This is a genomic window from Variovorax paradoxus, from assembly GCF_000834655.1.
Taxonomy (GTDB): domain Bacteria; phylum Pseudomonadota; class Gammaproteobacteria; order Burkholderiales; family Burkholderiaceae_C; genus Variovorax; species Variovorax paradoxus_F.
The window spans coordinates 70,401-90,511 of sequence record NZ_JXQQ01000047.1; the positions used below are offsets into that span (position 1 = coordinate 70,401).

Sequence of the window (20,111 nt, forward strand, 5' to 3'; positions counted from 1 at the left end):
GATTCGCCCATGTTCGCCGCCGCCATCTTCGACATGGACGGGCTGCTCATCGACTCGGAGCGGCCCATCATGGCCGCCTGGATCGAGGCGGCCCGCACGCTCGACATCGAGCTTTCCCACGCGCAATACCTGCAGGTCGTGGGCTTGGCCACCGTGGAGTCCGAGGTGATCCTCGGCACGCTGCTCGGCGGGCCGGAGGCCTACCGCCACGCGATCGCGCATGTGCGAAAACAGCTGCAACTGGAGCGCTCGGACGGCACGCCTCTCTTTCCCATCAAGCCAGGCGCGGCCGAGTTCCTCGCTGCGTTGCGCCAGCGCGGCACGCGCTGCGCGGTGGCGTCGTCGTCGACCAGCGGGCAGATCCAGGCTTGCCTCGGAAGCCTCGACGTGCTCCATCACTTCGATGCCTTCGCGGGCGGCGACGAGGTGGCGCGCGCCAAGCCCGATCCGGCGCTCTACCTGCTCGCTGCCTCGCGCCTGGGCGTGGACCCGGCCGAGTGCATCGCCTTCGAGGACAGCGAGAACGGCGCCAAGGCCGCGCTGGCGGCCGGCCTTCGGGTCGTGATCGTTCCGGACCTCAAGCACCCGCCCGCGTCGATCATCGAGCGGGCCTTCCACGTGCTCGAGTCGCTGCACGACGCGACGGCGCACCTGCCGCGCTGGTTTCCGGGCGAGATGGTGCGGCCATGATCAAGATCGGCACCCTGTGCCACGTCGTCGACAGCTGCCTCGCATCGCCGATGACCGAGCGCGCGGTCGGCCGCATCGTTGAGGTGGTCTCGGCACCCTACGAAGCGCCCAGCGAGCGCTACCTGCCCGGCACCTACTACGACGTGCTGTTCGAAGGCTGGACCTTCTACTGCCGCAGCGACAAGCTCATGCCCATCTCCGACCCCGGTGCCGATGTCGGCCGCTGGGAGGACGAATTCATCGACGTCCCGGCGAGCCCGATTCAGAGCACTTCGTCGCGCAGTTGCGGAAACACCTTCGAGACTTTCGCGAGCAGGTAGTCGCCGTAGCGGCCGCTGAAGGCGTGCACGTTGGCGCGGTCCCAGCGCTCGGCGCTGTCGTCGAGCGCCTCTGCGCCTGCAAGGCCCTCTATGCGCTGCACGCGCGCCTCGAAATTCGGATCGAAGAACAGCGGAAACGACAGCCGGTCGCTCCCCGAGGTGTTGCGCTTGACGCGGTGCGGCGTCGACTTGTAGAGCCCGCCGGTCATGCGGTCGAGCATGTCGCCGATGTTGCAGACGAAGGAGCCGGCGATCGGCGGCGCGTCGATCCAGCCGCCGGGCGTGTGCACCGCGAGGCCGCCCACGGCGTCCTGGTGCAGCACGGTGAGGAGGCCATAGTCGGTGTGCTCGCCCACGCCCCATTGCACGTCGAGCCCTTCGGGCACGGGTTGCGAGGGATAGTTGAAGAGGCGAAAGAGGATCAGCGGATCGGCGGTGTAACGCTCGGCGAAGTACATGGCGGGCAGGCCCAGGCTCAGCGCGATGCCTTCCATCAGGCGATGGCCGAGCTGCGTCACCGCGGCCATGTAGTCGAGGATGGTTTCGCGGAACCCCGGCACGTCGGGGAAGAGGTTCGGCCCGTGCACCGGCGTCTTGGCCCGCACCAGCGGGTGCGTGGCCGGCAACTCGGTGCCGAGGTAGAGCCCTTCCTTCCAGTCGGGCCGGCCCGAAGTCAGCTCGCCGCCGAGCGGAAAGAAGCCGCGCCACGCACGCCCGCCAAGGGCCATGCGCCACCGCATCTTGGTTTCCTCGGGCAGGTCGAAGAACTGGTGGCTCAGGGTTTCGAGCCGCTGCACCAGCGCTGCATCGACGCCGTGGCCCGTGACGTAGAAGAAGCCGTGCGCGCGGCAGGCGGCGCCGATCTGCGCGGCCACGTCGTCGCGACCGGCTGTGCCAGCCACGAGCGGCGCGACGTCGATGAGGGGAAGGGATGCGTCGGTCATGCGTCTCTCGAAAAAGGCGAGCGGATGTCGGACAGGAACTGCTGCGCACGCGGATGCTGCGGCCGGTTGAAGAAGTCGTCGGGCGTCGCGCGCTCGAGCACCTTGCCTTCGTCCATGAAGATCACGCGGTCGGCCACCTCGCGCGCGAAGCCCATCTCGTGCGTGACGCAGACCATGGTCATGCCGTCGCGCGTGAGGTCGCGCATCACCAGGAGCACCTCGCCGACCATCTCGGGGTCGAGCGCGCTGGTGGGCTCGTCGAACAGCATCAGCGGCGGCTGCATCGCGAGCGCGCGTGCGATCGCCACGCGCTGCTGCTGACCGCCCGAAAGCTCGCTCGGCCACGCATTGGCCTTGTTGGCGAGGCCCACGCGGTGCAGCAGCGCCATCGCGCGCTCGTCGGCGTCCTTGCGCGTGAGGCCGCGCAGCTGCATCGGCGCCATCGTGCAGTTCTGCAGCACCGTGAGGTGCGGGAACAGGTTGAACTGCTGGAACACGAAGCCGATGCGCGAGCGGAATGCGTTCACGTCGGTGCCGGGCGCGTGGATGTCCTGGCCCTCGAAGAGGATGCGGCCCGACTGGATCGGCTCCAGCCGGTTGAAGGTGCGGATCAGCGTCGACTTGCCCGAGCCCGAAGGCCCGCACACCACGACGACTTCGCCCTTGTGGATGGTCTCGTTGATATCGACCAGGGCCTGGTAGCTGCCGTACCACTTGTTGACGTTCTGCAGTTCGATCATGCGGACACCTTGGGGGCCGAAGCGGAAGTGGAGCCAATGGTGGACATGCCGCGGCGCGCGAGCCGGCGCTCCAGCCAGTAGGCGAAGCGCGAGAGGCCGAAGCAAAGAATGAAGTACGTGCCGCCCAGGATCAGATAGATCTGCGCCGGCTTGGTGAACACCTGCGTGTTGATCTGCGTCGCGATGAACGACACCTCCGCCAGGCCGATGATGTACCCGAGCGAGGTCTCCTTGATGGTCGAGACGAACTGGTTCACGAGGGACGGCAGCATGCTGCGCAGAGCCTGCGGCAGCACCACCAGGCGCATCGCGCGGAAGTAGCTCAGGCCGAGCGCGCGCGCGGTTTCCATCTGCCCGCGCGGCAGGCCCTGGATGCCCGCGCGCACGATCTCGGCGAGGTAGGCGGCATCAAAGATCACGAGCGCGATCAGCATGGTGGTGAACTGGTCGGTCTTCACGCCCGTCACGCTGGGCAGGAAGAAGTAGGCCCAGAAGATCACCATCAACAGCGGCAGTCCGCGCACCACGAACACGAAGCCCGTCACCGGCCAGCGCAGCCACCGCCAAGGGCTCACGCGCGCAAGACCCAGCACGATGCCCAGCGGCAGCGCGAGCACCAGCCCGCAGGAGGCCAGCAGCAGCGTGAGCACCAGTCCGCCGAGCGGGCCGTTCGGGTACTGCCCGATGAGGAAGTAGACCCAGTAGTCGTTGATGATCTGCAGCATCAGCGCTCCACCCCGCGATCGCCCATTGCGCGATGCATGGACCTGACACGGCGAAGGCCAGAAACACCGCGGAACCGGCTCTGCCGGGCCGCCGGTGTTGCCCCCGGCGAGGGGGGAGGAGAAGCGACACGAAGTGCGCGAAGCCTGGGGGAGAACTTCATATCGTCCGCACCGGGAAGCGGTGGTGATACCAGGTGGCCAGGCCCGTGATGGCCAGCGACACCGTCAGGTAGGCCGCGCTCGCGAACGCGAACGACTCGAAGCTGCGGAAGGTCGCGCTCTCGACCTGCCCGGCCTGGTACATGAGCTCGGCCACGCCGATGACTGTGGCGATCGAGGTGTTCTTCCAGAGGCTCAGCGTCTGCGAGATCAGCGGCGGCACCGTGATGCGCAGCGCCTGCGGCAGCACCACGCGGCGCATGGTGTCCAGGAAGCCGAAGCCCAGCGCGCGCCCGGCTTCGAACTGCACGGTGGGAATCGCGCGGATGCCGCTGCGGATGTCTTCCGCCATGAAGGCGGCCGTGTAGAGCGCAAGCGCGACGATGGCGCTGTAGGCCTCGATGTGCCCCGCATAGAGCCACTGCTTGATGCCGTCGGGCAGCAGTTCGGGCGCGCCGAAGTACCAGAAGAGCATGTGCGCGAGCAGGGGAATGTTGCGGATCGATTCCACGTACGCGAAGCCCAGCCAGCGCAGCGGCGCGATGGGCGACAGGCGAAAGAGCGCGACCACCAGCGCGATGGGGAGCGCCAGCACGAGCGAGGCCGCCAGCAGCTGCAGCGAGAGCAGGAGGCCCGCAACGAGCATGTCGTGGTACTTGCCGGTCAGCAGCAAGGAATAGTCGAACAGGGGCATGGGGGGCGACAGTATCACCGTCGCGACAGGATTGACTCCCTCGCCTTCCGGGGGAGGGTTGGGGTGAGGGCTCGACGGCGATAAATGCGCCGCGGCTTGTTCAAACGCCGCAGGCCCCCATCCCGGCCTTCCCCCGGAAGGGGAAGGAGAAATGCAAAGGCAGGATCAGTCGATCTTGTCCGAGTCGAGCTTGAAGTCGCGCGTCTGGAAGCCCGATGCGGTGTCCGGGCCGTACCACTTCACGAAGATCTTCTGGGCTTCGCCCGACTTCTCGAGCTCGCGCAGCGTGTCGTCCACCACGGCTTTCAGGCCGCTCTCGCCCTTCTTGATGCCGATGGCCAGCGCCTCGGTGCTCAGGTTCTGCTTGAGCACCACGTACTGCGCCTTCGCCGGGCCGAGCTTGGCGTAGCTGCGCAGCAGCGCGGCCTCGTCGTCCACGTAGCCCACGCCCTTGCCTTGCTGCAGGGCCTGGAAAGCCTGCTGGCTCGTGTCGAAGGTCACGACCTCGGCAGTGGGCACGGCCTTGCGGATGTTGGGTTCCTGCGTGCCGCCGCGGATGGTCAGCACCTTCTTGCCGCCCAGCTGCGGGATGTCGGCGATGCCGCTGTCCTTCTTCACGATGGCCTTCTGGCCAGTCACGAAGGTGGTGAGCGAGAAGTCGATCTGCGCCTCGCGCTCCTTGTTGTGCGTAAGGCCCGCGGCCACCAGGTCCACGTGGCCCTGCTGCAGTTCGGGAATGCGCGCGGCCACGGCGATTTGCTTGAGCACCGGCTTCACGCCGATCTTCTTGGCGATGGCGTTCACCAGGTCGACTTCGTAGCCGACGATCTGGCGCGTCTTGGGGTCGACGAAGGTGGCGGGCTCGTCGGTGCCGAGCACGCCGACCACGAGCTCGCCCTTTTTCTTGATGTCGGCGAGTTGGTCCGCATGGGCGACGGTGCCCAGGAGGAAGGTGGAGGCGGCAAGGGCCGCGGCGAGCAGGGTGTGGCGCATGGTTGTTCTCTCTCCGGTTGGAAATTCAGGGCCGAACCATATCAATAAAACCTCAGATTATTAAATCGTCAATCGACATATGCATATGGCGGGTATGGGATGCCGAATCGATCGGCTGGGTTAAATTCACGGGCTTCCCCGGCATCTCATCCAGCGAGGTCTTCATGATCATCAAACCGCGCGTGCGCGGCTTCATTTGCGTCACGACCCATCCCACGGGCTGCGAAGCCAACGTGCGGCAGCAGATCGAGCATGTGCTGGCCCAGGGCCGGATCGCGCAAGGACCGAAGAAGGTGCTCGTCATCGGCGCATCGACTGGCTACGGCCTGGCCGCACGCATCACTGCGGCCTTCGGCAGCGGCGCAGACACGCTCGGCGTGTTCTTCGAGCGGCCCGGCAGCGAGACCAAGCCCGCCTCGCCCGGCTGGTACAACACCGCAGCCTTCCATCGCGCGGCCGCGGAAGAAGGCCTCTACGCCAAGAGCATCAACGGCGACGGTTTCTCCGATGACGTGAAGCAGAAGACCATCGACGCGATCCGTTCGGATCTCGGCCAGGTCGACCTCGTCGTCTACAGCCTGGCCGCGCCGCGGCGCACGCATCCGAAGACCGGCCAGGTCTTCAACTCCACGCTCAAGCCCATCGGCAAGGCCGTGACGCTGCGCGGCCTGGACACCGACAACGAGGTCGTCAAGGAAACCATGCTGGAGCCCGCCACGCAGGAAGAAATCGACAACACCGTGGCCGTGATGGGGGGCGAGGACTGGCAGATGTGGATCGACGCGCTGCAATCCGCCGGCGTGCTGGCCGATGGCGCCAGGACCACCGCCTTCACCTACCTGGGCGAGCAGATCACGCACGACATCTACTGGAACGGCTCCATCGGCGCCGCCAAGAAAGACCTCGACCAGAAGGTGCTTGGCATTCGCGCCGGCCTGGCCGCGAAGGGCGGGGATGCGCGCGTCTCGGTGCTCAAGGCGGTCGTGACGCAGGCGAGTTCGGCCATTCCGATGATGCCGCTGTACCTGTCGCTGCTGTTCAAGGTGATGAAGGAAAAGGGCACGCACGAAGGCTGCATCGAGCAGGTGTACGGCCTCTTTGCCGAGAGCCTCTACGGCAGCACGCCGCACCTGGACGCCGAAGGGCGCCTGCGCGCGGACTACAAGGAGTTGGCCCCCGACGTGCAGGCGCGCGTGGTCGAGCTATGGCCCCAGGTCACGAGCGAGAACATCCACGAACTCACCGACTTCGCGGGCTACAAGACCGAGTTCCTGCGGCTCTTCGGCTTCGCGGTCGAAGGCGTGGACTACGAGGCCGACGTGAGCCCCGATGTGGGCATTCCGAACCTCGTGCAGGCCTAGGAAACACCCAGAGGGATACTCCCGCCCATGCAGATTCAAGAAAAACCGCCCGCCGGCACGCCCTTCGAATGGATCGGCGGCGAGCCGAAGGTGGAGGCGCTGGTCGAGCGCTTCTACGACCTGATGGACCTCGAACCCGCCTATGCGCAACTGCGCGCGGTGCACGGCACCAGCCTGGGCAACGCGCGCCAGCGCCTCTTCTGGTTCCTGTGCGGCTGGCTCGGCGGACCGCAGCACTACACCGACCGCTTCGGCCATCCGATGCTGCGCGCGCGCCACCTGCCGCAAAGCATCGGCGGCCACAGCATCGGCATCAAGGAGCGCGACCAGTGGCTCGCCTGCATGGACCAGGCGATGGGCGAGACCGGCGTGCCTGAAGACTTGCGCGCGCGTTTGCGGACCTCGTTCTTCCAGACAGCCGACTGGATGCGAAACCGTGGCGAATAGCGGCGAACAGGAACAGACACCGACTCCGAAAGACTTTCCCTCATGAATCCCATCGTCATCATCGGCGGCGGCCACGCCGCGGCCCAGCTTTGCGCGGGCCTTGCCGAAGCCGGGCAGGGCGCGCGTGTGCACCTGGTCTGCGAAGAGGCCTGCGAGCCGTACCACCGGCCGCCACTGTCGAAGGCCTTCCTCAAGAGCGCCGAGGAAACCACGCAGCCGCACAAGGCCGCCGACTGGTACCGCGAAGCGGGCATCACGCTGCACCTGGGCGACGCGGCCGTGGCCATCGACCGCGAGGCGCACACCGTCACGCTGCGCTCGGGCGCAGTGCTGCCGTGGGAGCGGCTGGTGCTCGCGACCGGCACGCGTGCACGCCAGATGCCCGACCTGAAGCAAGGGCTCGAGAACGTCGCGAGCCTGCGCGCCGCCGACGAGGCGCATCGCCTGCGCGAGCGGCTTGCGAATGCGGAGCAAGTCACGGTGCTGGGTGGCGGCTTCATCGGGCTCGAAGTGGCGGCCACCGCCAAGGCGCTCGGCAAGAACGTGCAGGTGATCGAGAGCGCGCCGCGCCTCCTGGGCCGCGCCGTGTCGCCAGAGCTGTCGGCACACGTGCTCGCGACGCATCGCGCAGCGGGCATCGACATCGTGCTCGGCGCGCAGACCGGCGCGTTCGAGGTCGAGGGCGATCGGCTGGTGTCGGTCCAGGTCAACGGCGTGAAGCAGCCGGTCGACCTGCTGCTGCTGGGCATCGGCGCCGTGCCGGAAACCGCACTCGCGCAAGCCGCGGGCATCGAGTGCGCCGACGGCATCGTGGTCGACGGCCACATGCAGACCAGCGCGGCCGATGTGCTCGCCGTGGGCGACTGCACGCGCTTTCCCGATCGCCGGGCGGGCCGCGCGCTGCGGCTCGAATCGGTGCAGAACGCGAACGACCAGGCACGCACCGCAGTCGCCACGCTGACCGGCGCGCCGCGCCCGCACGACGCGGTCGCGTGGTTCTGGTCCGACCAGGGCAGCATGCGCCTGCAGATGGTCGGCCTGATGCCGGCCGAAGGCACGCCGGGCCTCGCCAGCGTGCGCCGGGCCGGTCCCAAGCCCGAGGCGTTCTCGCTCTTCCACTACGTCGATGGGCAGCTCGTGTGCGTCGAATCGGTCAATGCGCCGGTCGATCACATGATGAGCCGCAAGCTCCTCGAAGCGGGCCGCAGCCCCGACCCGGTAGCGATTGCGGATACGTCGATACCGCTCAAGAACCACCTGGCATAGCCGCACTGCCCGGGCGCGCGCACCGTCAGTGGCGCGCGCGGAGTCGCTTCAGCGCCGCGCCGGTGCCAGCAGCACCACCAGCGCGCCCGCGCCGCCCTCGGCCGGCTTCGCCTGCACGAACGCGATCACCTCGTTCTTCTGGATCAGCCAGCGCTGCGTCTTGGTCTTGAGCACCGGCTGCTTGCCGGGCGAACCCAGCCCCTTGCCGTGCACCACGCGCACGCAGCGCAGGCCCTGCTTGTGCGATGCGCGGATGAAACCGCCGAGCGCCTCGCGTGCCTCGTCGCTGCGCAGGCCGTGCAGGTCGACCTGCGCCTGGATCGACCAGTCGCCCTTGCGCAGCCGTGCCGTCACGTCGGTGCCGATGCCGGGGCGGCGAAAGCTCATGGCGTCGTCCACGTCCAGCAGCGTGGTCACGTCGAACTCGTCGGACAGAGATTCGCGCAGCACGCGCTGCTCGTCGAGCTGGTGCTGCACCGGAATCGGCGCGGGCGGCTCGGGCGCGAGCGGCACCGCGGCCTTGCGGCGCAGCGGCTCGGTGGCGCCGATGGCGCGCGCGAACAGGTCTTTCTCGGCCGCGCGCTTGCGCTCGGTGGCGGCCTTGGCAGCTGCCTCGGCCGCTTCGCGCTCGCGCGTCTCGGCCAGCACGCGCTGCACCTGCTTGAGGTCGGCGAGGTTCTTCAGGGAGGGGGGACGAGAGGCCATCAGAGCAATCCTTTTTCGGCCATCGAGAAGCTCTGGCCCGGGCTCACGATGACGTGGTCGATCACGCGCACGTCCACCAGCGAAAGCGCGGCCCGGAGCGTTTGCGTGAGCGATTCGTCGGCCCGCGATGGCTCGATGCTGCCGCTGGGGTGGTTGTGCGCGAGCACCACGGCCGCGGCCTGGTGGTGCAGGGCGCGCATGACGACTTCGCGCGGGTAGACGCTGGCCTGGGTGAGGGTTCCGCGAAACAGTTCTTCCAGCACGATCAGCCGGTGCTGCACGTCGAGGAACAATACCGCGAACACCTCGTGCGGCCGCGAGCCGATGTGCAGCTGCACGTACTGCTTGACCGCCTCGGGCGAGTCGAACACCGTGCGCTCCTTGAGTTGCTCGGCCATGGCGCGGCGCGCCAGTTCTAGCACCGCGATGAGCTCGGCGCGCTTGGCGTCGCCACCCATGCCCTTGACGATCTTGAGGTCCTCGGGACCGGTGTGCAGCAGGCCCGAGAGCCCCCCGAAGCGCTCGAGCAGTTCCTGCGCCATCTGCAGCACGTTCTTGCCCGGCACGCCGGTGCGCAGCAGCAGCGCCAGCAGCTCGGCGTCCGCCAGTGCGGCGGCGCCACGTGCGATGAGTTTTTCGCGCGGGCGGGCATTGGCGGGGAGATCCTTGAAAGCCATCGGAACCTGGGGGGAAATCTGGGGGAAACCTTGGATGGAACGGGTGGAAGCCCCCCGTCCGTAAAATGCAGTCCAGTTTATCGGGACACCCACCTTGTCTTTGCCTACCTCCGTTGCTCTCATGTCCCACGTCGTGACTTCCGGCTCCTTCCTGACCCTGCATTACCGGCTTGCCGGTCCGGCGGGCGACATCATCAACACCTTCGCCGACAAGCCCGCGACCCTGTCGCTCGGTACCGGCGAACTTTCGCCTGCCATGGAGCAACGCCTGCTGGGCCTGGAAGAGGGCACGCACGCCACCTTCGACCTGCCCGCCGGCGAGGCCTTCGGCGACCGCAATCCCGAGATGCAGCAATGGGTGGCCAGGAAGCTGCTCGCGCAAATGGGCGATCCCGACGAGAAATACGCGGTCGGCGACGTGGTGCAGTTCCCCACGCCCGACGGCACCGGGAGCTACGCGGGCGCGGTGATCGAGTCGAGCGAGACCGCGGTGCGCTTCGATTTCAACCATCCCTTGGCCGGCCAACCCGTGACTTTCGAGGTCCGGCTGATCGGAGTGCTATGAGCCGACGGGCCGCTCCCAAGGCGAATGCCGCAGCGCGAAGCGCGGAGGTTGCCATGAGCCGCCGGGCCGCTCCCAAGGCGAATACCGCAGCGCGAAGCGCGGAGGTTGCCAAATGAATCCCGGGATCGAGGAAGTCATCCTCGCCGAGCCGCGCGGCTTTTGCGCGGGCGTGGACCGCGCCATCGAGATCGTCGAGCGCGCCATCGCCAAGTTCGGCGCGCCGATCTACGTGCGCCACGAGATCGTGCACAACACCTACGTGGTGAACGAACTCAAGGCCAAGGGCGCGATCTTCATCGAGGAGCTGTCCGATGTGCCGCCCGGCGCCACGCTGGTGTTCAGTGCGCACGGCGTGAGCAAGGCGGTGGAGCAGGAGGCGCGCGACCGCGGCTTCGAGATCTTCGATGCCACCTGCCCGCTGGTGACCAAGGTGCACGTCGAGGTGGCCAAGCTCGCGAAGGAGGGCTACGAATTCATCATGATCGGCCACAAGGGACATCCCGAGGTCGAAGGCACGATGGGCCAGCTCTCCAGCGGCATCCACCTCGTGGAAGACGTGGCCGACGTCGCGAAGGTCGCGCCCTCGCAGACCGAGAAGCTTGCGGTCGTCACGCAGACCACGCTCAGCGTGGACGACGCCGCCGAGATCGCTGCAGCGGTGCGCGCGCGTTTCCCTAAGGTGCGTGAGCCCAAGCAGCAGGACATTTGCTACGCCACCCAGAACCGCCAGGACGCGGTGAAGATCATGAGCCCGCAGGTCGACCTCGTCATCGTGGTCGGCAGCCCTACCAGTTCCAACAGCAACCGGCTGCGCGAACTGGCCCAGCGCCTCGGCACCGAGAGCTACATGGTCGATTCGGCCGACGAGCTCAAGCCCGAGTGGTTCGAGGGCAAGGGCCGCATCGGCCTCACGGCCGGCGCCTCGGCGCCCGAGGTGCTTGTGCGCGAGGTGATCGATCGCGTGCGGGCCTTCGGCGCGGTGTCGGTGCGCAAGATGGACGGCATCGAGGAAACCATCAAGTTTCCGCTCCCCAAGGGCCTCAAGCTCGACGACATTCCGCCTCCAGGACACATCTCTTGAACCAGCAAACGACGAACTGGCGCTCTGAAATAGAGAGCGCCTCCCGCAGGCTGCACGAACGCGCCGGCGATTTCCTGCGCGAGACACCGCTCTGGAAGCTGCCCGCATCGGCCTTCGGCCTCGAGGTGGCCGGCGTGCAGGTGTGGCTCAAGCTCGAGCACATGCAGGTGAGCGGCAGTTTCAAGGCCCGCGGCATGATGAACCGGCTGCTGGCCAACGACATTCCCGAGAGCGGCGTGGTCGTGGCGTCCGGCGGCAATGCCGGCATCGCGACCGCCGCCGCGGCCAAGGCGCTGGGCGTGCGCTGCCAGGTGTTCCTGCCCGGCGTGTCGCCCGAAGCCAAGCGTGCGCGCCTGCGTGCGCTCGGCGCCGAGGTGGTCGTGGTCGGCGAGCTCTATCCCGATGCGCTCGCCGCCTGCCTCGCGCGGCAGAAGGAAACCGGCGCGTTGCTCACGCATGCCTACGACCAGCCTGAAGTGGTGGCCGGCGCAGGCACGCTGGGCCACGAGATCGAAGCACAGGGCGGCTTGCCCGACTCGGTGCTGGTGAGCGTGGGCGGCGGCGGCCTGATCGGTGGCCTCGCCGGCTGGTTCGAGCAGCGCGCCCGCGTGGTGGCACTGGAGCCCGAGAAGGCTCCGACGTTGTTCCGTGCACGGGAAGCCGGCGAGCCGGTCGATGTCGATGTGGGCGGCATCGCGGCCGATTCGCTCGGTGCGCGACGCATCGGCGCGATTTCCTGGGAGATCACGCAGCAGCAGGTGCAGGACGCGCTGCTGCTGTCCGACGAATCCATCCGCGCCGCGCAGCAGTGGCTGTGGAAGGAACTGAAGCTCGCCGTGGAGCCGGCCGCCGCGCTGCCGCTGGCGGCGCTGCAGACCGGCGCCTACCTGCCGCGCGAGGGCGAAAAGGTGTGCCTGATCGTCTGCGGCGCGAACGTCGATCCGGCCACCGTCGCCTGAGGTACGCGGGCGGGGGGCAGGGCGCATGCATCGCGCCCACCTAAAATCCTCCCATGCTCGACATCACCCTGCTCCGAAAAGACCTGGCCTCCGCTGTGGCCGGCCTCGAAAAACGCAAGAAGAACCAGCCTTACCTCGACGTGTCGGCGTTCACCGCGCTCGAGGCCGAGCGCAAGACGCTGCAGACCCGCACCGAGGAAATCCAGGCGCGCCGCAACACGCTGAACAAGCAGATCGGCCCGCTCAAGGCCAAGGGCGAATCGACCGATGCGCTGATGGCCGAAGTCAACGCGCTCAAGGCCGAGCAGGAATCGCAGTCCAAGCGCCTCGAAGAGATCCAGCCCGAGCTGCAGGCCCTGCTGCTCGCCGTGCCCAACCTGCCGCACGCCAGTGTGCCGCTGGGCGAAGACGAAACCGGCAACGTCGAAATGCGCCGCTGGAGCCCGCAAGGCGGTGCCGGCGGCAACGCCGTGCCGCTCCCCTTCACGGCGAAAGACCATGTGGACCTCGGCGCGCCGCTGGGGCTCGATTTCGAGATGGGCGCCAAGCTCGCCGGTTCGCGCTTCACCGTGATGAAGGGGCCGATCGCCCGGCTGCACCGCGCGCTTGCGCAGTTCATGCTCGACATCCAGACCGAAAAGCACGGCTATGCCGAGTGCTACGTGCCCTACATCGTCAACGCCGCCACGCTGAGCGGCACCGGCCAGTTGCCCAAGTTCGAAGGCGACTTGTTCGCCGCGAAGAAGGGTGGCCAGGACGGCGAGCCCGCGCCCGACCATTCGGCGCTCTACCTCATTCCGACCAGCGAAGTGCCGCTGACCAACTTCGTTCGCGACGAGGTGGTGCCCGAGGCGCAATTGCCGATCAAGCTCACGGCCCATACGCCGTGCTTCCGCTCCGAGGCGGGCAGCGCGGGGCGCGACACGCGCGGCATGATCCGCCAGCACCAGTTCGACAAGGTCGAGATGGTGCAGGTCGTGCACCCTGAGAAGAGCTACGACGCGCTCGAGCAGATGACCGGCCATGCCGAGGCGGTGCTCCAGGCACTCGAACTGCCGTACCGCGTGGTGCTCCTGTGCACCGGCGACATGGGCTTCGGTGCCACCAAGACTTATGACCTTGAAGTCTGGCTGCCGGCGCAGGACACCTACCGCGAGATCAGCTCGGTCTCGAACTGCGAAGCCTTCCAGGCGCGCCGCCTGCAGGCGCGCTTCAAGAATGCGCAGGGCAAGAACGAACTCGTGCACACGCTCAACGGCTCGGGCCTGGCGGTGGGGCGCACGCTGGTGGCGGTGCTTGAAAACCACCAGAACGAAGACGGCTCGATCAACGTGCCGGCCGCGCTGCGGCCGTATCTGGGCGGACTGGAACTGTTGCGCGGTTGAGGCCAGGGGTTCAAAAGCCCTGTTTTTATCCGCTATAATCGCAGGCTCGACAGCACCGGAGAGGTGGCAGAGTGGTCGAATGTACCTGACTCGAAATCAGGCGTACTAGCGATAGTACCGAGGGTTCGAATCCCTCCCTCTCCTCCAAGAATGGCCCCGCAAGGGGCTATTTTTTTGCCTATTTCGCACCGAATCCAGCGTGGAAGCTCGGCGCAGTCATTGCTGTGCCGCTGCATCCCGGTCGATGAGCTTGCTCCCCGAGTGCCTCACCGGTCAGCCGGTCGTGTTGTCAAGGCGCAGGCCCGGCAACGATGTCCGGCATGCGGGCGGCACGCGTCCGGTTGAAAGCTCGCGGTTGCCCAGCTGCGGTGTCTGACGCCGATGTCGGTTCCGAATGCGCGGTTTCATCGACCACGTCCAGCCGATAGCCGAAGCTGCGCAGCGCCACCAGCATGAAGCCGTTCGACGGCCGCAGATCGAGCTTTACCCTCACGCGGGACAGGTGCGTGTCGAGCGAGCGCGAGAGCACTTCGAAGCCTGAGCCCCAGATCTCCTTGTAGAGGTGCTCGCGCGACAACAGGCGCCCGATGTTCCGGAAGAGAAACAGCGCGAGATCGTATTCGCGGTGTCGCAGTTCGACGCGCCGGCCCCGGACCTTGACGGTGCGCAAGGCCGGAAGGAACTGGTAGGGCCCGAAGACCAGCTGGGGTTCGTGCAGCGCGGGGTTGGACCGGCGAAGCAGCCCCCCGATGCGCGCTTCGAGTTCGGCGATGGAGACGGGCGCGACCAGAAAGTCGTCGGCGCCGGCATGAAGGCTCACGGCCATGTCCGCGGCGTCGGCTCGGTGCGTCGTGAAGAGAATCGGAAGGCGGTTGGCGGCGGCGTGCCGTGTCGCTTTCACCAGCGCCGGGCTGTCGATTCCGGATTGGCGCCAGTGGAAGATCAAGAGATCGAAACCCTGCGTCCGTATCGCCTCGAGCAGCGTGGCTTCGTCTGTGTATTCATGACACTCGTGTCCGAGGCTCGTTGCGGTGTGACTGACCAGTCGCGCCTGATCCCGCTCGTTGTCGAGTATTGCGATGCGCATTCCGTCCCCTTGCTTTCACACGCTGCTCCTTGCGGAGGCGTGGCTCATCTTGGACGAAGCGATGCGGCTCGGCAATGCTTTGGCGCGTAAAAGAGAGCAATAGCCGCTCTGCGGCCGGGAGCTGATGGGTGTTGGCGACCGTATGAAACGCGATTCCATCGACAGGCGCGGCCAAGGCTCTTGCAGGCCTTCGCCGCGTGGCTTCAGAGCCAGTTGCCACTCTGCGGCATCTGGACCTTCTCGGCCGGATCGTCGCTGGTGACGAACGAACCGATGACGATGCTCAGGAGCGAGATGAAGATGCTCGCGAAGAGCGCGGTCCAGAAGCCCGAGACCTTGAAGCCCTTCACGACCGCGGCCACCAGCAGGATCATCAGCGCGTTGATGACCAGCAGGAACAGCCCGAAGGTCAACAGCGTCAGCGGCAGCGTGAGCACGATGAGCAGCGGCTTCACGACCGCGTTGGCCAGCCCGAGCAGCAGCGCCGAAACGACCAGCGCGCCGGTGCTGTCGAACTTGAGTCCGCGAAACAGGTGGCTGGCCACCCAGAGGGAGACGCCGGTGATGGCCCAGTGGACGAGAAAAGGAGTGAGGTTGTTCAGCATGTCGATGGCGTGTTGGATGAGGTGTGGCAGCACACGCGGAGCTTGCTTCCGTCCGGATCGCGGAAGTACGCGCCATGGTAGTCCGCCAGCGCGGCCCTGTGGCCGTCGAACGGCGTGCCGACCAGGAAGAGCGGACGCGGCATATCAGTGCCTCGCCAGCCGGCCCACGGCTTGGCGTCGTCGCGAAACCGGAGCTTCAGGTGCGGTTCGCCCATGAGCGCGGCGCAGAAACCGAAGTCACGCTCGAAGTAGGTCACGCCGACAAAAACATGGGACAGCATGCGGGTGGGTTCGTTCTTGTTCGGTGAATTCACGGATACCTGCGGATTATGTCGACCGGTCTTCTGCGTTTACCTTGAGAAACAATGGCTGGCCGCCCGTTAATATCGCCATCTCTCGGTGCCTCAGCATGGGGCCCATCTTCAATTGCCGGACAAGAACAAGGGGCCTGTGCCATATGGCCAATCCGTCGATCGCGAGCTTGACACCGGTACCGGCCTCGGCCGACGAGGCCGAATCGTGGGTGCGCGGCGAGCTGATCCGCAGCCTGATGCGCTCTGCGCGCGGCTCCTACATCGTGTCCGCGGCGCTGATGCCGGCCATGGTCGGCCTGAACTGGGCCTATGTGCCTCGCTGGGAACTGCTCACATGGCTGCTGGCCGGCTTCATCGCCACGGCCTGCCGCGCCTGGGGTGCGCGCGTCTACGCGGTGCGCTACGCCGGCCGCAGTTCCGCGGCGCAACAGCAGTTCACCGAACGCTACGGCTTCATCTGGAGCACCAGCGCGGTAGTGTGGGGGTTGTCGATCCTGCTGTTCTTCGAGCGCACGCCCCAGGTCAACCAGTTCATGAGCTGGCTGATCGTGGCTGGCGTGGGCACCTTTCCGCTCAACGGGCTCGCGCTGCATCCGCCGCTGCTCAAGCGCTACGTCAACACGCTGTTCATCACGATGCTGGGAGCGGTGCTGATTCGCCTCGTCACCATGAACTTGCACCAGCCGCATTTCCAGTACGGCTACCTGATGCCGATCCTGCCGACCCTGCACTGGTTTTTGCTGCTGCGGGCGGGGCGGCACATCCACGAGACGGCGCGCAACAGCCTGGAGCTGCTGTTCCACAACCACATCCTGATCAAGTCGCTCACGCAGCAGCGGCAGGCGGCGGTGTCGGCGGTGGCGATGAAGAACCGTTTCCTGGCCAGCGCCGCGCATGACATGCGCCAGCCGGTGCTGGCGCTTTCGCTGTACGCCGACTGGCTGCGCAACGAGCCCGAGCTGGTGCTCGAACTGGCGCCGAAGATCGTGCGCGCCACGCACGCGGTGAATGCGTTGTTCGACTCGATGTTCGACCTCGCACGCATCGACTCGGGGCAGGTGCGCCTGCACATCGAGCGCGTCGACGTGCCCGAGCTGCTGCACGACCTCGAGCTGCAATACCGCCCGGTGGCCGAGAGCCGCGGCCTGGACTTCCGCGTGCACGTGACCGAGGGCTCCTTCCTCACCGACCCGATCCGCGTGCGCCGCATGATCGGCAACCTGCTGGCCAACGCCATCAAGTACACGACCGAAGGCGGCGTGCTCCTGGCCGCGCGGCAGACGCGCGACGGCATGCGCGTGGAGGTGTGGGACACGGGCATCGGCATCGCGCCCGAGCACCTGCGCGACGTGTTCCTGGAGTTCTACAAGGTGGCCGACCATGCGGGCACGTCCGACGGCTTCGGCCTCGGCCTGGCCATCGTGGCGCGGCTCTCGCATGTGCTGGGGCACCCGGTCAGCGTGCGTTCGCGGCTGGGCAGCGGCAGCGTGTTCCGCGTGGCGCTGCACGACGCCGACGAAGCCGTGGCCCAGGCGCGCGTGAGCGCCTCGGGCGGCTGAGCCGAAAAAAAACCGCGCACAAAGGCGCGGATCCATTCGAGGAACACCGCGGAACCGGCTCTGCCGGGCCGCAGGTGTTGCCCCCGGTAGGGGGTTGGCGAAGCGACACGAAGTGCGCGCAGCCTGGGGGCGAACCTGTTCAGCCCGAGAGCAAGCCGTTGGTGCGTGCGTAGTGCAGCGCCTGCGTGCGGCTCTTCACACCGAGCCGGCGGAACAGGCGCCACAGGTGAACCTTCACCGTGTGCTCGCTGATTTCCAGGTCGGTCGCGATGTCGCGATTGCTCATGCCCTTGTCGAGCATGGCGATCAGCTGCGTCTGGCGCTTGGAGAGCTTGCTGTTGCTTGCGAGCGGCGGCTCGTCGGCTTCTTCCGAGCCCGCCATCAGCAGGCCGCGCAGCGCGGCTGCCAGTTCGTTGGAGCTGGCGGACTTCTCGATGTAGGTGTCGGCACCCGCCTCGATGCAGGCGTCTTCCATGTCCGCGGCCGGCGCCGCCGAATACACGGCGATCGGCACATTGGGATAGACCTGCTTGACCGCGATCACGCCCGAGACGCCGTTCGTGTCCGGAAGCTTCAGGTCCAGGCAGAAAAGGGTGGGCGCGCCACGCTGCTGCACGGAGCTTGCGAGCTTGTCGAGCCGCTCGAGCTCGACGATGTTCTCGGCCGGTCGCAGGCGTCGCAGCACCATCACGATCGCGTCGCGCATCAGGGGGTGGTCGTCGATGACATAAATGCTCATGTTTTCTTCCTTTGTGATCGCACCGTCTTCTCTCGTCTCGCTCACCGGCGGATAAGCCGATGGGCCCTTGCCGGTTCAACTTCCATCTGTCGTGGTCGCTGCGTCCGCCAATGCCTCCAGCGCCTCAGTCACGGCGCGTGATTGTTCTGTGTCGATGGGCTCGAGCTGCGCGGCCAACGTGGCCAGCGCCGCACCGCGCTCGGCCTGCAAGAGCGCGATGGTACGGCCGGCTTCCTGCGGCGAGGCAAATCCACGGCTCTGCAGCAGGGTTTCGCCGCGCGCATCGAGCAGCTTGAAATAGAAAAGCCCGTCGCCGCGCTCGCGGTACTGCTTGAAGCTGGGCTTGGCGACCTTGGCCGCCTTCGCGCTGCCCTTGTCGCGGCCCGCCGCGAGGTTGCGCAGGCCCACCGCGTGGCGCAGACGCGTCATGAAGGGCTGCGACAGGGCGCTGGCCTTCTCCGCGCCGATGAGCAGGATGCGCTCGATCTCGGCCGGGTCGCTCATCAGCGCCTCGTAGCGCTTTCGCAGCGGTGCCACCTCGACTTCGATCCGCTCGAACAGCAGCTGCTTGGCATCGCCCCAACCGATGCCGTCGGCGTACGCCTTGCGCAGCATCTCGGTCTCGTCGGCGTCGGCAAAGGCCTGGTAGATCTGGAAGAGCGCGGAGCCCTCCGTCTCCTTGGGCTCGCCGGGCGCGCGCGAGTCGGTCACGATGCTGGCGATCTGCTTTTGCAGGTACGCGCGAGGCGCGAACAGCGGGATCGTGTTGCCGTAGCTCTTGCTCATCTTGCGGCCGTCGAGGCCGGGCAGGGTGGCGACGGCGTCGTCGATCTCGGCTTCGGGCAGCGTGAAGTGCTCGCCGTACTGGTGGTTGAAGCGCTGCGCCATGTCGCGCGCCATCTCGATGTGCTGCACCTGGTCGCGGCCCACGGGCACCTTGTGGGCATTGAACATCAGGATGTCCGCGCCCATCAGCACCGGGTACATGAAGAGGCCGGCCGTCACGTCGGCGTCGGGGTCCTCGCCCTTGGCAATGTTCTTGTCCAGCTGCGCCTTGTAGGCATGCGCGCGGTTGAGCACGCCCTTGCCGGTGACGCAGGTGAGGAACCAGGTGAGCTCGGGGATCGCGGCGATGTCCGACTGGCGGTAGAAGGTCACGCGTTCCGGGTCGAGCCCGCAGGCCAGCCAGCTCGCGGCGATCTCGAGCGTGGAGCGCTGGATGAGCGCCGGGTCCTGCACCTTGATGAGTGCGTGGTAGTCGGCCAGGAAGAAGAAGCTCTCGACACCGGGCGCGACGCTCTGCCGCACCGAATGGCGGATCGAGCCGACGTAGTTGCCGAGGTGGGGCGTGCCCGACGGGGTGATCCCGGTCAGGACGCGCAGCGGAGCGGAGGAAGACGAGGCCATGGGACGGACAGACTTAGAGCAGCAATGCCTTGAGCGGCGTGATGAGCAGGTTGATGACGAAGTAGCCGACGTCCATCAGCGGGCGCAGCCAGAAGGTGCTGACGATGCCGGCGAGCACGAGCGCCATCACGATGAAGAAACCGTAGGGCTCGATGCGAGCGAGGAAATTCTGTGCGGCCCCGCTGGGCAGCAGCCCGGCCAGCACGCGGCCGCCGTCGAGCGGGGGCAGTGGAAACAGGTTGAAGGCCCACATCACGAGGTTGACCAGGATGCCGCCCTGCGCCATCTTGATGAAAAAGGTTTCATCGACGCCGGCCGCGACCAGCCCCACCAGCACGAGGGCCCAGAGGATGGCCTGGATGAAGTTCGACACCGGGCCCGCCAGCGCCACCCAGATCATGTCGCGCTTGGGATGGCGCAGCCGCCCGAAGTTCACCGGGACCGGCTTCGCATAGCCGAAGAGAAACGCGCCCGAAGTCGCGAAATACAGCATCAGCGGCATCAGGATGGTCCCGATGGGGTCGATGTGCTTCATCGGATTGAGGGTGACCCGGCCCATCGACTCGGCGGTGTTGTCGCCGAAGTGGCGCGCCACATAGCCATGGGCCGCTTCGTGCACGGTAATCGCGAAGATCACGGGCAGTGCGTAGATCAGTACGGTCTGTATGAGGTTGGAAATATCCACTGGG

23 protein-coding genes and 1 tRNA gene are annotated in these 20,111 nt (G+C 66.8%); 11 read left to right on the forward strand and 13 right to left on the reverse strand.

Annotation, left to right across the window (positions count from 1 at the left end; translation table 11 throughout):
- Positions 1-9: 9 nt before the first annotated feature.
- Positions 10-690, forward strand: coding sequence for an HAD family hydrolase (locus RT97_RS20080; RefSeq protein WP_042580582.1), 681 nt, complete (start codon positions 10-12; stop codon positions 688-690).
- Positions 687-1,010 carry a hypothetical protein gene (locus tag RT97_RS20085; protein ID WP_042580583.1) on the forward strand — a complete coding sequence of 108 codons (324 nt, stop codon included), beginning with the start codon at positions 687-689 and terminating at the stop codon, positions 1,008-1,010. The genes RT97_RS20080 and RT97_RS20085 overlap by 4 nt, the downstream gene beginning before the upstream one ends.
- Here the strand turns inward: RT97_RS20085 and RT97_RS20090 are convergent.
- The 5 genes from RT97_RS20090 to RT97_RS20110 form a co-directional block, all read right to left on the reverse strand.
- Entirely contained in the window at positions 953-1,954 is a 1,002-nt protein-coding gene (locus tag RT97_RS20090; RefSeq protein ID WP_042580584.1) for an isopenicillin N synthase family dioxygenase, read from the reverse strand. The genes RT97_RS20085 and RT97_RS20090 overlap by 58 nt on opposite strands.
- Complete coding sequence (locus RT97_RS20095) at positions 1,951-2,694, reverse strand: amino acid ABC transporter ATP-binding protein (RefSeq protein WP_042580585.1); 744 nt, start codon at positions 2,692-2,694, stop codon at positions 1,951-1,953. The genes RT97_RS20090 and RT97_RS20095 overlap by 4 nt, the downstream gene beginning before the upstream one ends.
- The gene (locus RT97_RS20100; RefSeq protein ID WP_042580586.1) at positions 2,691-3,419 is read right to left on the reverse strand and encodes an amino acid ABC transporter permease; all 729 of its coding nucleotides are present in this window, start codon (positions 3,417-3,419) and stop codon (positions 2,691-2,693) included. The genes RT97_RS20095 and RT97_RS20100 overlap by 4 nt, the downstream gene beginning before the upstream one ends.
- 157 nt (positions 3,420-3,576) lie before the next feature.
- The gene (locus tag RT97_RS20105) at positions 3,577-4,272 is read right to left on the reverse strand and encodes an amino acid ABC transporter permease (RefSeq protein WP_042580587.1); all 696 of its coding nucleotides are present in this window, start codon (positions 4,270-4,272) and stop codon (positions 3,577-3,579) included.
- A 165-nt stretch (positions 4,273-4,437) separates the two neighbouring features.
- Positions 4,438-5,265 (reverse strand): ABC transporter substrate-binding protein, encoded by an 828-nt coding sequence (locus tag RT97_RS20110; RefSeq protein WP_042580588.1) that lies wholly within the window; start codon positions 5,263-5,265, stop codon positions 4,438-4,440.
- 164 nt (positions 5,266-5,429) lie between these two features.
- On the opposite strand from RT97_RS20110, the gene fabV reads away from it, so the two are divergent.
- The 3 genes from fabV to RT97_RS20125 are packed head-to-tail and all read left to right on the forward strand — an operon-like array spanning position 5,430 to position 8,339.
- Positions 5,430-6,626, forward strand: coding sequence for an enoyl-ACP reductase FabV (fabV, locus tag RT97_RS20115; protein ID WP_042580589.1), 1,197 nt, complete (start codon positions 5,430-5,432; stop codon positions 6,624-6,626).
- Between the two features lie 27 nt (positions 6,627-6,653).
- Positions 6,654-7,073, forward strand: coding sequence for a group II truncated hemoglobin (locus RT97_RS20120; RefSeq protein WP_042580590.1), 420 nt, complete (start codon positions 6,654-6,656; stop codon positions 7,071-7,073).
- A 42-nt stretch (positions 7,074-7,115) separates the two neighbouring features.
- On the forward strand, positions 7,116-8,339 hold the full coding sequence (locus RT97_RS20125; RefSeq protein WP_042580591.1) for an NAD(P)/FAD-dependent oxidoreductase: 1,224 nt from the start codon (positions 7,116-7,118) through the stop codon (positions 8,337-8,339).
- Positions 8,340-8,387: 48 nt separating this feature from the next.
- On the opposite strand, the gene RT97_RS20130 is transcribed toward RT97_RS20125, so the two are convergent.
- Both RT97_RS20130 and radC read right to left on the reverse strand, forming a co-directional pair.
- Positions 8,388-9,044 carry a Smr/MutS family protein gene (locus RT97_RS20130; protein ID WP_042580592.1) on the reverse strand — a complete coding sequence of 219 codons (657 nt, stop codon included), beginning with the start codon at positions 9,042-9,044 and terminating at the stop codon, positions 8,388-8,390.
- Positions 9,044-9,721 (reverse strand): RadC family protein, encoded by a 678-nt coding sequence (gene radC, locus RT97_RS20135; protein WP_042580593.1) that lies wholly within the window; start codon positions 9,719-9,721, stop codon positions 9,044-9,046. The genes RT97_RS20130 and radC overlap by 1 nt, the downstream gene beginning before the upstream one ends.
- Positions 9,722-9,842: 121 nt before the next feature.
- On the opposite strand from radC, the gene RT97_RS20140 reads away from it, so the two are divergent.
- The 5 genes from RT97_RS20140 (at position 9,843) to RT97_RS20160 (ending at position 13,858) form a co-directional block, all read left to right on the forward strand.
- Complete coding sequence (locus tag RT97_RS20140; protein WP_042580594.1) at positions 9,843-10,286, forward strand: FKBP-type peptidyl-prolyl cis-trans isomerase; 444 nt, start codon at positions 9,843-9,845, stop codon at positions 10,284-10,286.
- Positions 10,287-10,398: 112 nt separating this feature from the next.
- Positions 10,399-11,367, forward strand: a complete 969-nt coding sequence (gene ispH, locus RT97_RS20145) for a 4-hydroxy-3-methylbut-2-enyl diphosphate reductase (protein ID WP_042580595.1) — start codon at positions 10,399-10,401, stop codon at positions 11,365-11,367.
- Complete coding sequence (locus RT97_RS20150) at positions 11,364-12,326, forward strand: threonine/serine dehydratase (protein WP_042580596.1); 963 nt, start codon at positions 11,364-11,366, stop codon at positions 12,324-12,326. Before ispH ends, RT97_RS20150 begins: the two co-directional genes overlap by 4 nt.
- A gap of 53 nt (positions 12,327-12,379) precedes the next feature.
- A complete protein-coding gene (gene serS / locus RT97_RS20155) occupies positions 12,380-13,711 on the forward strand; it encodes a serine--tRNA ligase (RefSeq protein WP_042580597.1) in 1,332 nt (443 codons plus the stop codon).
- 57 nt (positions 13,712-13,768) lie between these two features.
- Positions 13,769-13,858 (forward strand) — tRNA-Ser (locus tag RT97_RS20160).
- A 142-nt stretch (positions 13,859-14,000) separates the two neighbouring features.
- Here RT97_RS20160 and RT97_RS20165 read toward each other — a convergent pair.
- From RT97_RS20165 to RT97_RS20175, 3 genes are all read right to left on the reverse strand, one after another.
- Positions 14,001-14,798, reverse strand: coding sequence for a response regulator transcription factor (locus RT97_RS20165; RefSeq protein ID WP_080898372.1), 798 nt, complete (start codon positions 14,796-14,798; stop codon positions 14,001-14,003).
- 203 nt (positions 14,799-15,001) lie between these two features.
- The gene (locus RT97_RS20170) at positions 15,002-15,403 is read right to left on the reverse strand and encodes a phage holin family protein (protein ID WP_042580598.1); all 402 of its coding nucleotides are present in this window, start codon (positions 15,401-15,403) and stop codon (positions 15,002-15,004) included.
- Positions 15,397-15,717, reverse strand: coding sequence for a hypothetical protein (locus RT97_RS20175; RefSeq protein WP_437184103.1), 321 nt, complete (start codon positions 15,715-15,717; stop codon positions 15,397-15,399). The genes RT97_RS20170 and RT97_RS20175 overlap by 7 nt, the downstream gene beginning before the upstream one ends.
- Before the next feature lie 143 nt (positions 15,718-15,860).
- Between RT97_RS20175 and shkS the strand changes: the two genes are divergently transcribed.
- Positions 15,861-17,276 carry a surface-behavior sensor histidine kinase ShkS gene (gene shkS, locus RT97_RS20180; protein ID WP_042580600.1) on the forward strand — a complete coding sequence of 472 codons (1,416 nt, stop codon included), beginning with the start codon at positions 15,861-15,863 and terminating at the stop codon, positions 17,274-17,276.
- A 139-nt stretch (positions 17,277-17,415) separates the two neighbouring features.
- Here the strand turns inward: shkS and RT97_RS20185 are convergent, their stop codons facing one another.
- From RT97_RS20185 to RT97_RS20195, 3 genes are all read right to left on the reverse strand, one after another.
- On the reverse strand, positions 17,416-18,015 hold the full coding sequence (locus RT97_RS20185) for a LuxR C-terminal-related transcriptional regulator (RefSeq protein ID WP_042580601.1): 600 nt from the start codon (positions 18,013-18,015) through the stop codon (positions 17,416-17,418).
- 75 nt (positions 18,016-18,090) lie between these two features.
- The gene (locus RT97_RS20190) at positions 18,091-19,422 is read right to left on the reverse strand and encodes a tryptophan--tRNA ligase (protein ID WP_042580602.1); all 1,332 of its coding nucleotides are present in this window, start codon (positions 19,420-19,422) and stop codon (positions 18,091-18,093) included.
- A gap of 13 nt (positions 19,423-19,435) precedes the next feature.
- Positions 19,436-20,107, reverse strand: a complete 672-nt coding sequence (locus tag RT97_RS20195) for a site-2 protease family protein (protein ID WP_042580603.1) — start codon at positions 20,105-20,107, stop codon at positions 19,436-19,438.
- Between the last annotated feature and the right edge of the window lie 4 nt (positions 20,108-20,111).